Origin of the sequence: Curtobacterium sp. AB7 (assembly GCF_044909335.1) — a bacterium.
In the GTDB taxonomy this organism is placed as follows: domain Bacteria; phylum Actinomycetota; class Actinomycetes; order Actinomycetales; family Microbacteriaceae; genus Curtobacterium.
In genome coordinates this window covers 1-12,555 of sequence record NZ_JBIYED010000002.1, presented here as the reverse complement: position 1 = coordinate 12,555, position 12,555 = coordinate 1, and the positions used below count along the sequence as shown (strand labels likewise).

Annotated in this window: 10 protein-coding genes; 4 read left to right on the top strand and 6 right to left on the bottom strand. The window is 71.4% G+C overall.

Features of this window, described 5'->3' with window-relative positions:
* The first annotated feature begins 15 nt into the window (after positions 1 to 15).
* A complete protein-coding gene (gene rfbA / locus ABH929_RS05955; RefSeq protein WP_159573661.1) occupies positions 16 to 879 on the top strand; it encodes a glucose-1-phosphate thymidylyltransferase RfbA in 864 nt (287 codons plus the stop codon).
* Positions 880 to 886: 7 nt separating this feature from the next.
* Positions 887 to 2,686, top strand: coding sequence for a glycosyltransferase (locus tag ABH929_RS05950; RefSeq protein WP_404560477.1), 1,800 nt, complete (start codon positions 887 to 889; stop codon positions 2,684 to 2,686).
* A 31-nt stretch (positions 2,687 to 2,717) separates the two neighbouring features.
* On the opposite strand, the gene ABH929_RS05945 is transcribed toward ABH929_RS05950, so the two are convergent.
* The 6 genes from ABH929_RS05945 to ABH929_RS05920 all read right to left on the bottom strand — a co-directional run bounded on the left by ABH929_RS05945 (position 2,718) and on the right by ABH929_RS05920 (position 9,144).
* Positions 2,718 to 3,797, bottom strand: coding sequence for a hypothetical protein (locus ABH929_RS05945; protein WP_404560476.1), 1,080 nt, complete (start codon positions 3,795 to 3,797; stop codon positions 2,718 to 2,720).
* Positions 3,798 to 3,867: 70 nt separating this feature from the next.
* Positions 3,868 to 4,722 (bottom strand): glycosyltransferase family 2 protein, encoded by an 855-nt coding sequence (locus ABH929_RS05940; RefSeq protein WP_263091034.1) that lies wholly within the window; start codon positions 4,720 to 4,722, stop codon positions 3,868 to 3,870.
* On the bottom strand, positions 4,719 to 5,885 hold the full coding sequence (locus ABH929_RS05935; RefSeq protein ID WP_404560475.1) for a glycosyltransferase family 4 protein: 1,167 nt from the start codon (positions 5,883 to 5,885) through the stop codon (positions 4,719 to 4,721). The genes ABH929_RS05940 and ABH929_RS05935 overlap by 4 nt, the downstream gene beginning before the upstream one ends.
* Before the next feature lie 92 nt (positions 5,886 to 5,977).
* Complete coding sequence (locus ABH929_RS05930; RefSeq protein ID WP_404560474.1) at positions 5,978 to 7,093, bottom strand: glycosyltransferase family 2 protein; 1,116 nt, start codon at positions 7,091 to 7,093, stop codon at positions 5,978 to 5,980.
* Complete coding sequence (locus ABH929_RS05925; protein WP_263091031.1) at positions 7,012 to 8,241, bottom strand: ABC transporter ATP-binding protein; 1,230 nt, start codon at positions 8,239 to 8,241, stop codon at positions 7,012 to 7,014. The genes ABH929_RS05930 and ABH929_RS05925 overlap by 82 nt, the downstream gene beginning before the upstream one ends.
* A 3-nt stretch (positions 8,242 to 8,244) precedes the next feature.
* Positions 8,245 to 9,144, bottom strand: a complete 900-nt coding sequence (locus ABH929_RS05920; protein WP_263091029.1) for an ABC transporter permease — start codon at positions 9,142 to 9,144, stop codon at positions 8,245 to 8,247.
* 206 nt (positions 9,145 to 9,350) lie between these two features.
* On the opposite strand from ABH929_RS05920, the gene ABH929_RS05915 reads away from it, so the two are divergent.
* Positions 9,351 to 9,917, top strand: a complete 567-nt coding sequence (locus ABH929_RS05915) for a hypothetical protein (protein ID WP_263091027.1) — start codon at positions 9,351 to 9,353, stop codon at positions 9,915 to 9,917.
* On the top strand, positions 9,917 to 12,430 hold the full coding sequence (locus ABH929_RS05910; protein WP_404560473.1) for a hypothetical protein: 2,514 nt from the start codon (positions 9,917 to 9,919) through the stop codon (positions 12,428 to 12,430). Before ABH929_RS05915 ends, ABH929_RS05910 begins: the two co-directional genes overlap by 1 nt.
* Positions 12,431 to 12,555: the final 125 nt, after the last annotated feature.

The following is a 12,555-nucleotide window of genomic DNA, read 5'->3' as shown; positions in this document are numbered from 1 at the left end:
AAGGAAGCGATCCCGATGAAGGGCATCATCCTCGCCGGTGGATCCGGCACGCGCCTCTGGCCGATCACCAAGGGCATCAGCAAGCAGCTCATGCCGATCTACGACAAGCCGATGGTCTACTACCCGCTGTCGACGCTCATGATGGCCGGCATCCGCGAAGTGCTCGTCATCACGACGCCGGAGTACAACGAGCAGTTCAAGGCCCTGCTCGGCGACGGCTCCGCCCTCGGCATGGAGATCCAGTACGCCGTGCAGCCGTCCCCGGACGGGCTCGCGCAGGCGTTCGTCATCGGCGAGGACTTCATCGGTGACGACAGCGTGGCCCTCGTCCTCGGCGACAACATCTTCCACGGCACCGGCCTCGGCACGAGCCTGAAGAAGAACACCGAGGTCGCGGGTGCGACGATCTTCGCGTACCACGTGGCCGACCCGAAGGCGTACGGCGTCGTCGAGTTCGACGACGACTTCTCGGCCGTCTCCATCGAGGAGAAGCCAGCCGAGCCGAAGTCGAACTACGCCGTCCCCGGTCTGTACTTCTACGACAACAAGGTCATCGAGATCGCGAAGACGATCGAGCCGAGCGCCCGAGGCGAACTCGAGATCTCGACCGTCAACGAGCGGTACCTCGAAGCCGGCGAGCTCGGCGTCCAGGTCCTCGACCGCGGCACTGCGTGGCTCGACACCGGCACGTTCGAGTCGATGATGCAGGCGTCCGAGTACGTGAAGGTCATCGAGGACCGTCAGGGCTTCAAGATCGGGTGCATCGAGGAGATCGCCTGGCGCAACGGCTGGATCGACGACGCGCAGCTCGCCGAGCTGGCCGCGCCGCTCGTCAAGGGCGGCTACGGCGTCTACCTCCAGCGTCTGCTCGGCTCCTGACCCGCCCGTGACCCCCGGCCCCGGTTGGTTCGGTCGTCGTCGTCGCGGCACGACGCCGGCCGTCCAGCCCGACCGGGGTTCCCGTCCAGCGCCCGCGCCGTCGTCCGCCGTCGTCCGCGTGGCCGGCTTCGACGGCCCGCTGCCGCACCTGGACCGCGACGTGACGGTCCTCGTCGCGACCCGGTCCGACCGGCACGGCGAGGTCGACCGCCTGGTCGCCGTTGCCCTCGAGGCCTTCGGCCCCGCTGCCGACGTCCGCGCGGTGAGCTACGTCGCCGACGCCTCGCCGCGTGACCCGTTCGACCCCGGACTGCCGTGGGTGCGGCAGGAACCCGTGGACGGCATCGGCTCGGCGATCAACACCGGGGTCGCCGCCGGTGTGGGGCGGACGCTGGTGCTGCTCGACACCTCGGTGACGATCGACGCCGAGGGGCTCCGGACGCTCGCGACGGCCGACTCGGTCGCCCAGGCCCGGGTGCTGCTGCCGGACGGCTCGGTCCGGTCCGGCGCTCGTCTCCTCCGCCCGGGTGCCCTGCCGTGGTCGGCGAGCAGCGCCGACGTCGACACCGTGTTCGCGGCGGACCAGCCGGTGCTCGCGGTGCCGGGCTCGTCCGTGGTACCGGCACCGTGCCTCCCGGACGAACGCATGACGCTGACGGCCTGGACCCGCGCGGTCGCGGACGTGCACGGCGGGCCGGTGCGCGTGGTCGCTGCGACGGGCCGCTCGGTGGAGCCCGGTCGCACGGTCGACGCCGCGACCGTCGACGCGTTCAGCGTGTGGCGCGACCGCGCGCCGGAGGCAGGGCACGTCGTGGCCGGGCCGCCGCTGCCGCCGTGGGGGGCACGCCCCGTGTCGCCGACGACCCGATCGGCCAGCGGCACCGGGGCCCTCGTCTGGTCGCTGAAGATCGCCGCGCCGGCCGGACCCGGGGGCGACGGCTGGGGCGACGTCCACTTCGCGGCCGAGCTGGCGGGCGCGCTCGAACGGCTCGGACAGCGCGTCCGGATCGACCGGCGCGACGCGCACGTGCGGGACGACGACGCCGCGGACGACGTGACGCTGGTGATCCGTGGGCTCGACCGCGTGCCGCCGAACCCCGCGTCGGTCAACCTGCTCTGGGTGATCAGCCACCCCGACGACGTGGCGGACACCGAGTTGCGGTCGTTCGACCGGGTGTTCGCGGCCGGCCCAGCGTGGGCGGCGGCGGCGTCCGCACGCTCCGGTGTGCCGGTCGCCCCGCTGCTGCAGGCGACCGACCCAGCCGTGTTCCGACCGGTACCGGCGCACGGTCCGGACGCCGGTCGCGTCGTGTTCGTCGGGTCGACCCGCGGTGTGGTCCGGCCCCTCGTGGCGGACGCCGTGGCGCTCGGCGCGGACCTCCGCGTGCACGGCCCGGGATGGGACGGTCTGGTGCCGGCCGGTTCGCTCGGCGAACCGTCACTGGCGCGCACCGAGGTGGCGACCGCCTACGCCTCGGCGAGGGTGGTGCTCAACGACCACTGGGACGACATGGCGGCCGGCGGGTTCGTGTCCAACCGGGTGTTCGACGTCCTCGCCGCCGGCGGGGTCGTCGTCACCGACCCGGTGGAGGGGATCACCGACGTCCTCGACGTCCCGACGCTCGCGGTCGCGCGGGACCGTGGCGACCTGGCGGCGCTCCTCGCGCCGGACCGTGCGTGGCCGTCCGCCGCCGAGCGGGTCCGCGTGGCCGCCCTGGTCGCCGCCGACCACTCGTTCGACGCCCGGGCGCGCGTGCTGCTCGACGCCGCGTCGGCCGGTCTCCGGCGGCTCCGCGGCGCGGACTGATCGTCCGGGAGCACTGCGGGTCGGTCGACGCTCACGCGCTCGCCAAGGACCCGCGCTCGAGCTCGGCGACGAGCTGGTCGGGGTGTGCGAGGTCCATCGCACGGGTGTTGACGTAGAGCAGACGGTCGAACTGCGAGAGCAGGCGGACGATGACGTCGTGCTCGAGCGCCACGAACGCCGCAGCCCGGTCGGCGTCGTCACCGAGGATCGCGAGCATGCTGTCGTTCAGGTCCTCGGACGCGGCGATCGCGTCGGCGAGCTCGTCGACGTTCTCCGCCGTGATCCGGACCTGCTCGACCGCGGGTCCGGTCTTCCGGAGGAACCCGATGGCCGTGTACGGGACGGCGTGTGCGAACACGTCGCCCGAGTAGAGCTCGTCCGCGTGGATCCGTGTCGAGATGAGGAACTCGCGCCGCAGCACGCGCTCGAGCACCCACCGCAGGACGTTCTTGGTGTAGACGGCGACCTGGTACTTCGTGGGGATCCGCGCGTTCACGAGGTTGCGGATGTTGTACGTGAAGACGTGCAGGGGCCGCGCGTACGGGTGCACGCGGCCGGTGGCGAGCTCGACGAACAGCAGGTCGTCGCCGAGCAGCTTGTAGCCGGCCGCCATCAGGGACATCGAGAGCGTCGTCTTGCCGGTGCCGCCGTACGCGGGCAGCAGGAAGCCCTTCTCGGTCGACGCGACCCCACCCGCGTGCAGGAGCAGGACGTCTTCTTCGAGGAGCTTCGCGTAGACGATCGGCTCGAGCACCTGCGCCTGCAGGTACACACCGATGGCGTTCATGTAGACGCGGTCGACCGGGTGGTGGCGGAACCAGATCGAGACGTGGTCGGTGTCGATGCCCCGGACGATGTACGAGTAGCGGAACAGGCCCTTGAAGCGATCGGTGCGCACGATGTCGCCGGGCTCCGGCTTCGGTGGCCGCTTGGTGACGTGCACGTCGACGCGGAGCGACGCCGTCGTCGTGGTGCCGTCGTCCGAGATGCGCGCGTACTCGTTGTCGAAGTACCGACGCCAGCCGGCGTGTTCCGAGTGGAGGACGACGTCGAGGATGCCGTAGAAGCGGTAGGTCAGTGCGCTGCTGGAGCGCACGCGGTGCGGGGCCATGGTGTCCTTCCGTTCACGGCCCGTTCATCTTACGGGCGTCCGGCGGTCACCTCGGCGACACCGGGGGTGATCACTTCCGAGTCACCCAGCGGGCGCGGACGGACAGGCCCGCGTGCAGGACGGCGCGGAGCGGCCAGAGCCACCACGCCCGGTACTTCCGCGACAGGAACCGGTACGCGCTGCGGTGGTGCTCGATCTCCATCCGGCGCCGGTTCGACGACGTCGAGTGCGCGCCGGTGTGCGTGACCACGGCGCTCGGCACGTACACGTTCGCACGACCGGAGCGACCGACGCGCTGGCCGAGGTCGACGTCCTCGAAGTACATGAAGTACGACTCGTCGAACCCCTCGAGCTGCCGGAACAGGTCGGTGCGGATGAGGAAGCACGCGCCGGACAGCCAGCCGGCCTCGCGCTCGACCACCTGCGTCGTGGACCAGTACCGCTGGCTCCACGGGTTGGCGGGCCAGAACCGCGAGAAGGCCGCGTGGCCGAGCCCGGTCCGGAGCGACGGCAGCTGGCGGGCGGACGGGTACGTCTCGCCCTGCTCGTCGAGGATCCGCGGTCCGAACGACCCGCCGGACGGGAGCCGGTCGGCGGCGCGCACGAGCTCGTCGACGGAGCCCGGTGCGAGCACGACGTCGGGGTTCGTGACGAGCAGGAACTCGGGGCGGACGTCGGGCAGGACGTCGTCGAGGGCGCTCAGCGCGGCGTCGATGCCCCCGCCGTAGCCGCGGTTGCCCCCGGAGGACACCACGACGGCACCGTAGGACTCGCCGATCGCCCGCAGCGCGTCGATGTCGGTCGAGCCGTTGTCCGCGATCACCACGGCGACGGGCTCCGACGACGCCGCTGCGACGCTCGCCAGGAACGGTCGGATGGTCTCGCCGGTGTTGTAGGTGACCGTCAGCACCGCGACGCGGATCACCGGAGACCCCCGACCGGAGCGACCCGGGCCACGTCCGAGTACGCCGCGACGTGCACGGCCGCCGTGGCCTCCCACGTGAACGCGGCCGCACGCGCCAGCGCCGCCGTCCGGTGCGACGCCACGAGTGCGGGATCGTCGAGCAGCGCGGCCATCGCGTCGGCCAGTGCGGGCGCCGACGGCTCGGTGTACACGGCTGCGTCACCGCCGACCTCGGGCAGCGACAACCGCCGGGTGGTCAGGACGCACGCACCGGAGGCCATCGCCTCGACCACCGGCAGGCCGAAGCCCTCGCCGAGGGACGGGTAGACGACGAACTCCGCGCCGCCGAGGTAGCCCGCCAGGTCCTCGAGGGGCAGGTACCCGGCCTCGATCACGCGGTCGTCGGGCTGCAGGGCGTCGAGCCGGGTGATCGCGGACTCGTCCCACCCCCGAGCCCCGGAGAGCACCAGCCACGGCGTGTCGGCGCCCGCCGTCGTCCGCGCGGAGCGCACCGCGGCGTAGGCGTCGAGCAGTGCGGTGACGTTCTTCCGCGGTTCGATCGTGCCGAGGAACGCGATCCAGGGCGCGCCCTCCGGCAGCGTCGCGGCGATCCGGGCGTCCTCGACCTCGGCCGTGGACGGCTCGTGGAACACGGCGCGGTCGACCCCGAGCGGTGCGACCCGGACGTCGGCGCGGATGCCGCTCACGACGCGTGCGGCCTCGGTCGCGGTGGCCGCGCTCGGCACGATGACGACCGGGCGCGAGCGCAGCGACCGACGGCTCCACCAGGTGAAGAACGTGCGCTTCAGGCGGGAGTGCCACTCGGGGTTCGAGAAGAACGTGGCGTCGTGCAGCGTGACGACCGATCCGCCGCGCCACGCGAACGGGAACGTGTAGTGCGGGGAGTGCAGCACGTTCGCGCCGAGGCGGCGGCCGAGCGCCGGCAGCCCGGTCTGCTCCCACAGGAACCGGAGCGGCACCGAGTCGGTCCAGCCCGGCGCGGTGTGCACGGTCGCGTGCGGCGCGACGGCGGCGAAGTGCGAAGCGTGCACCGGTCGGACCACCAGGTGGACGTCGAGCGCCGGGTCGGTCAGGTGCGACACGACCCCCTCGACGTAGCGGCCCACACCACCGAGTTCACGCGGTACCGCGGTCCCGTCGACGAGGACGGTGAGCTGCGGCACGCGTGGGTCCTTCCGGACGGGGCCGCCGTGGTCGGGACCGTCGGCGGGGGAGTGGGAGTGGGCTCGGGAGAGACCAGGATAGCCCTCCGCGCTCATGCGCCCGGGTCCACGCTGCGGCGCGGGACGGACGCGCGCCGCGACTCGCGGAGCCGCCGCGCGAGGTGCGACGGGAGCGCCACGACGACGTCCGCGAACGCTGCCAGGACGAGCCGGGCCTCCCGTCGGGTGGGAGCGGCGAGCAGTCCGCGCAGGCCGCGGAAGAGGGTGCGGGCGCTCGCCCGCAGGACGGTGGCCCACGGCGCGTGCCAGAGCGCGACGACCATCCGGTTCCGCGCGTTGCGGAACAGGAACAGGTCGCTCTGCACCCCGGAGGACGCCGAGTGGTCGTGCTCGACGACGGCGTCGGCCGCGTGTTCCACGCGCCAGCCGCGTCGGCGGAGTCGCCAGGCGAGTTCGGTGTCCTCGTAGTACATGAAGAGCGACTCGTCGAGCAGACCGACGTCGTCGAGGGCGCTCCGGCGCAGGGCGGAGGCCCCGCCGGAGAACCCGAAGACGTCGACGTCGGCGACCCGGTCGACGGGCGCGAACCAGTCGCGGTCCATGCCGTTGCCGTCGCGGTCGACGCGCACGCCGGTCGAGTTCAGGCGGACCTCGCCGTCCGCCGACGGCGTCCAGGGGCGGCCGTCGTGGTCACGCAGCACGCGCTGGTCGTGAGCCGGTGTCGCGCCGACCGGGAGGCCCGTCCAGCGTCCGGCGAGCACGATGCGGCCCGTCACGGCCGCGACGTCGGGCCCCGCCTGCGCCAGGTGGTCGCGGAGCGCCCGGACGAAGCCCGGCGCCGGGACGGCGTCGTTGTTGAGCAGGACGACAACGTCGGCGTCCGCGTGCCGGATGCCGGTGTTCGCGCCGGCCGCGAACCCGCCGTTGTGCTGCCGCGCGATCACGGTGACACCCAGCAGGTCGCGACGGAGCACGGCGAGGGAGTCGTCCGACGACCCGTTGTCGACGACGACCACCTGGTCGGCCGCGCCCTCGGCGAGCACGGCGCGGACGGCCGCGGTCGTCAGGTCCGCGCGTTCCCAGTTGACGACGACGACCGCGGTGCGGGACGCATCGTCGACGGGCGTCAGTCGAGCTCCTCGATGGAGGGCTTCGCGTAGACGCTGCCGACCGCGTCGCCGAACGAGGGGACCTCGAACGAGTCGCACTCGGGCAGGTCGTGCAGGTGCCGGCCGGCCGAGTCCATCATCGAGACGTTGATGAAGTACTTGCCGGTGCCGAAGTTCGTGTCCGCGATCCGCAGGCGGAGCTTCCTGCGGCCGTGCAGGGGCTCGAGGTGGATGCCCATGATGCCGGTCGTGGTGCCGTAGACGACCTGGCCGGACGTGTTGTTGACCTGGACGGCTGCTTCCCAGTCCTCGACACCGTCGAGGTGCTCGAACTCCATGTCGACCAGCAGGTCGTCGCCGGGGGTGACCCCGTCGCGCGGTCCCTTGCCGTCGGCGTGCACCGACGCCTGCAGCACGGTGCCGCGACCGACCGCGACGTCGGCGCTGAGCTCGCCGGCACGACGTTCCTCGAGCACGTCGCGGAACAGGCTGACGGCACCGATCGGGTCGCCGTCGTGCAGGACCTTGCCCTTGTTCAGGAGCACGACGCGGTCGCACATGTCCTGCACCTGGCTGAGGGAGTGCGTGACGATGATGATCGTCTTGCCCTGTTCCTGGAACGAGCGGATGCGGTCGAGGCACTTGCGCTGGAACGCCTCGTCACCGACGGCGAGCACCTCGTCGACCAGCAGGACGTCGGGGTCGGTGTGCACGGCGACCGCGAAGGCGAGTCGCACGTACATGCCGGACGAGTAGAACTTCACCTGGGTGTCGATGAAGTCGCCGATGCCCGAGAACGCCAGGATGTCGTCGAAGCGCTCCTCGGTCTCCTTGCGCGTCAGGCCGAGCAGGCTCGCGTTCAGGAAGACGTTCTCGCGGCCGGACAGGTCCGGGTGGAAGCCGGCGCCGAGCTCGAGCAGGGCCGCCAGGCGCCCGCGGCGCGACACCGTGCCGGAGGTCGGCTGGATGATGCCGCCGATCGCCTTGAGCAGGGTCGACTTGCCGGATCCGTTCTGGCCGATCAGCCCGACGGTGGTGCCGGCCTGGATCGACACGGTGACGTCGTCGAGCGCCCAGAAGTCCTGCCGGTGCTTGCGGCCGGCGCGACCGAGCGTGACGATCCGTTCGCGGATGGTGTTGTCCTTGCGGACGACGAAGCGCTTGCGGACGTGGTCGATGACGATGACGTCGGGGCGCTCGGCGGTGGCGCCGGACGTCGAGGGGGCGACGGGGGTGCTGATGGCCATGGTCTAGAGCTCCTGCGCGAAGTTGCCCTGCAGGCGGGAGAAGACCCGCTGCGCGCCGATGAGGCAGAACAGCCCGATCACGAGGGCGATCCCGAGCCGCATCATCAGGTGCGGCGGGTAGTCGACGGGGGTCGGGTGGATCCAGATCGCGTTCTGGAGTCCGAGCACCGACAGGGTGAGCGGGTTGTTCGTGTAGATCGCCAGCAGCCACTGCACCTTCAGCTCGGCGACGACCATCGAGTACGAGTAGACGATCGGCGACGCCCAGAGGAGCACCATGAGCCCGACGTCGATGACGAACTGCACGTCGCGCAGGTACACGTTGAGCGCCGACAGCACGAGACCGATCGCTGCGCCGTACACCAGGATCACCAGCAGCGACGGGATGAGGTAGATCAACCCCTCGTGCCAGGGGAAGACCCCGAGCACGATGGTCGCGACGATGAGGATCGCGAACTGGATGAGGAAGTTGACCAGGGCCGCGCCGACGCTGGCGAGGGGGAAGACCTCGCGTGGCACGTAGACCTTCTTGATCAACCCGCTGTTGCCGACGATCGACCCGGTCGACCCGGCGACGATCTCACTGAAGAGCGTGTAGGCCGTCAGGCCGGTGAAGACGTAGATGGCGAAGTTGTCGATCGCTCGTGACGAGCCGAGGATCTTGCCCATCACGAAGTAGTAGATCATCAGCTGGGTCAGTGGGCGCACGAGCGTCCACACGAACCCGAGTGCCGAGTCCTTGTACCGCGCCTTCAGGTCGCGGCGGATGAGCATCCCGAGCATCTCGCGCTGTCCGAAGACGTCGCGGAGTTCTCGCCAGGTGCCTCGGAAAGCGCTCGTCGGAGCGCCGATCACGACGAGGGGCTCCTTGGCGAGCGCCGCCATGCGGGCTTGATCGACCATACGTCTCTTCGTTCGGTGGGGGCAGGACCGGAACAGCATACTCACTGGACCGCTGAGGTCGGGGCGCGCACCGTCTCCCGGACGACACCCGTCGTCCGCCCCCGTGCGGGGGTGAAAGTGCGCGACAACAACCCTCAACCTTCACTTTCGGGTTACCGTTGACGCAACCCGGACCCTTGTCAACAACCACAGGACGGCCCGAAAGCATGCAGCTTGCTCCACGGTCGATCGCTGCGCTCGCGGTGGTCGGTGCTCTCAGTCTCTTCACGGCGGGGTGCTCCGCCGGCGACGATCCCGGCCCCTCGTCGAGCCCCTCGCGCACGGTCAGCCCCTCGCCCAGCGCGACGGGTCCGTCGTCCGTCCCCTCGTCGTCCGCGTCCTCGTCCTCGAGTGCGGAGCCGTCCGACGACGACGTGCCCACGGCGTTCCCCGGCAGCGGGCAGACCCCCGAACCCGACACCGACCCCTCGGACTTCCCGGCCACGGCACTCGTGACGTTCTCCGGGTGGGACACCGGTACCAAGACCCTGCAGGCGGGCGGCCTGGTCTCCGGCACGACGGACACCTCCGGCACGTGCACGTTCGTCGCCGCCAAGGGCGGCACCACCCGCACACTGACGAGCAAGGCCGAGGCGAGTGCGTCCTCGGTGAACTGCGCGCAGGTGTCGTTCCCCGCGAGCCAGGTGTCCACCGGGACCTGGTCCATCACCCTCGAGTACTCGGTCGGGTCGAAGTCGACCACGTCCGAACCGATGACGGCGGAGGTGCCGTGATGCGTTCCATCCTGACCGACGGCGATCGGCGCCGTCCCCTGCGCTCGGTGCTCGGCATGGTCGCCGCACTCGCGATCGCGGTGAGCGGCCTGACCATCGGCACGATCGTGTCGGAGCGGACCACGACGGAGTCGGCGGCGGCCGCCGTCGCGGCGAACTTCGACCCCGGCAACATCATCAGCGACGCCAACTTCTACAACGGCGGCGCGATGAGCGGGTCGGCTGTGCAGTCGTTCCTGAACAGCGTCGCCCCGAACTGCACGCCGCGGTCCGGTGGCCCCGCCTGCCTGAAGAACTTCACGCAGAACATGAGCGCCATCGGCGCCGTCGCGAACCGGTGCTCGGCGATCCCGGGCGGCAGCAAGTCGGCCGCGACGATCATCGCGCAGGTCGGTGCCGCGTGCGGGATCAGCCAGAAGGTGCTGCTCGTGCTGTTGCAGAAGGAGCAGGGCATCGTCGTGACGAGCTCGCCGACGAGCTACATGTACCTGCACGCCACGGGCTTCGCGTGCCCGGACACCGCTCCGTGCGACCCCGCGTACTACGGCTTCGGCCAGCAGGTGTACGCAGCGGCGTTGCAGTTCAAGCGCTACCAGGCCTCGCCGACGTCGTGGGCGTACCAGGCCGGTCGCAACAACGCGATCCTGTACAACCCGAACGCCGCGTGCGGCCGCAAGACGGTCAACATCAAGAACCAGGCGACCGCAGCGCTGTACATCTACACGCCGTACACCCCGAACAGCGCCGCGATGTCGAACCTCTACGGTTCCGGTGACTCCTGCTCGGCCTACGGCAACCGCAACTTCTGGCGCATGTACACCGACTGGTTCGGATCGCCCACGGGCGGGTCGTCGCCGATCGGGAGCGTGGACTCCCAGAGCGGCGCCGCCGGCGGCACCATCACGGTGCGCGGCTGGACGGCCGACCCGGACTCGACCGAGTCGATCAAGGCGCAGTTCTACGTCGACGGCGTCGGCAAGGCGTCGATCCGCGCCGACGTCGTCCGAGCCGACCTGGCCGCGTCGCTCGGCGCGAACAACACGGCGCACGGCTTCCAGACGACGCTCTCGGGCATCGCACCCGGCAAGCACAACGTCTGCGTGTTCGGCATCAACGTCGGCGCGGGTGCGAACACGCTGCTCAACTGCGGGGACGTGACCGTGCCCGCCTCTGCCCCGGTCGGCAGCCTCGAGACCGTCACCGGCGGCACCGGCTCCATCGCCGTCAGCGGGTGGGCGCTCGACCGTGACTCGTCCGCAGCCACCGCGTACAAGGTGCAGGTGGACGGCGTCGGCGCGATCGCCGCGACCGCCGACGTCGTGCGCACCGACGTCGCCGCGAAGTACCCGGGCGCCAGCTCCACCGTCGGGTTCTCGAAGTCGATCCAGGACGTCGCCGCCGGTTCCCGCACGGTGTCGCTCTGGACCCAGGACAAGCCGGGCGCGACCTGGGTCAAGGTCGCCTCGAAGACGGTGACCGTCACTGCGGCGACCGGGGCCTCCGGTGCGGTGAAGGGCGCCTTCGAGTCGGCCACCGGTGGCGTCCGCTCGGTCGCGCTGAAGGGGTGGGCGATCGACCCGGACACGTTCGCGCCGGTCAAGTACAAGATCCACGTCGACGGTGTCGGCGCGGCGGCCGGCAGCGCGAGCGCAGCCCGGAGCGACGTCGCGAAGTCGTACCCGAAGTGGGGCTCCGCGCACGGTCTGACGGCCACCCTCGACGACGTCGAGCCCGGTCGGCACACGGTCACCGTGTGGTGGCAGGACCTGCCGAGCGGCACCTACGTCAGCGCCGGCTCGAAGACCGTGACGGTGGCCGCCCCGCCGTCGTCCGGCGCGACCGGCAAGACCGGTGCCGTCACCGGCGCGTTCGAGAAGGCGACCGCCGGCCCGAACACCGTCGCGCTCACGGGCTGGGCGATCGACCCGGACCGGTACGACCCGGTCAAGTACAAGATCCACCTCGACGGTGTCGGCGCCGTGGCGGGCAGCGCGAACGCGGTCCGCACGGACATCGGCGCAGCGAAGCCCGGCTGGGGGAACGACGTCGGTCTCGCGGTCACGCTGACGGGCGTCAGCGCGGGCAGCCACACGGTCACGGTCTGGTACCAGGACCTGCCCAGCGGCAACTACGTCAGCTTCGGCACGCAGCGGGTCACGGTCCAGGACGCCGTGCCCGCACCGACGGGGAAGACCGGGGCCGTGTACGGCGCCTACGACGCGGCGACCGGCGGCAAGGGCACGGTCGCGGTGAGGGGTTGGGCCATCGACCCCGACACGTTCGACCCGGTCCGGTACAAGATCCACGTCGACGGTGTCGGCGCGGCAGCGGGCAGGGCGGACGCGGTCCGCGCCGACGTCGAGAAGGTCCACCCGGGTTGGGGCTCGGACGTCGGACTCGCTGTCACGCTCACCGGTGTGAAGCCGGGCAAGCACGCCGTGCGGGTCTGGTACCAGGAGCTCCCGGGCGGCGTCTACAAGGACTTCGGCACGAAGACGGTCACCGTCTCGTAACGGGGCCACCAGACGGACGGGAGGTGGGGGGGCCGCGGGGCGCGCCCCCCCCCCCCCCCCGGGGCGCCCCCCCCCCCCCCCCCGCGGCCGCGCGCGCGACGGCGCCCGGCGCGCGCGCGCGGCGG

Excerpts from the sequence above, each read along its gene's own strand:
- ABH929_RS05920 (WP_263091029.1), bottom strand. The coding sequence starts at position 9,144 with ATGGTCGATCAAGCCCGCATGGCGGCGCTCGCCAAGGAGCCCCTCGTC.
- ABH929_RS05925 (WP_263091031.1), bottom strand. The coding sequence starts at position 8,241 with ATGGCCATCAGCACCCCCGTCGCCCCCTCGACGTCCGGCGCCACCGCC.
- ABH929_RS05910 (WP_404560473.1), top strand. The coding sequence starts at position 9,917 with ATGCGTTCCATCCTGACCGACGGCGATCGGCGCCGTCCCCTGCGCTCG.
- rfbA (WP_159573661.1), top strand. The coding sequence starts at position 16 with ATGAAGGGCATCATCCTCGCCGGTGGATCCGGCACGCGCCTCTGGCCG.
- ABH929_RS05945 (WP_404560476.1), bottom strand. The coding sequence starts at position 3,797 with ATGGCCCCGCACCGCGTGCGCTCCAGCAGCGCACTGACCTACCGCTTC.
- ABH929_RS05915 (WP_263091027.1), top strand. The coding sequence starts at position 9,351 with ATGCAGCTTGCTCCACGGTCGATCGCTGCGCTCGCGGTGGTCGGTGCT.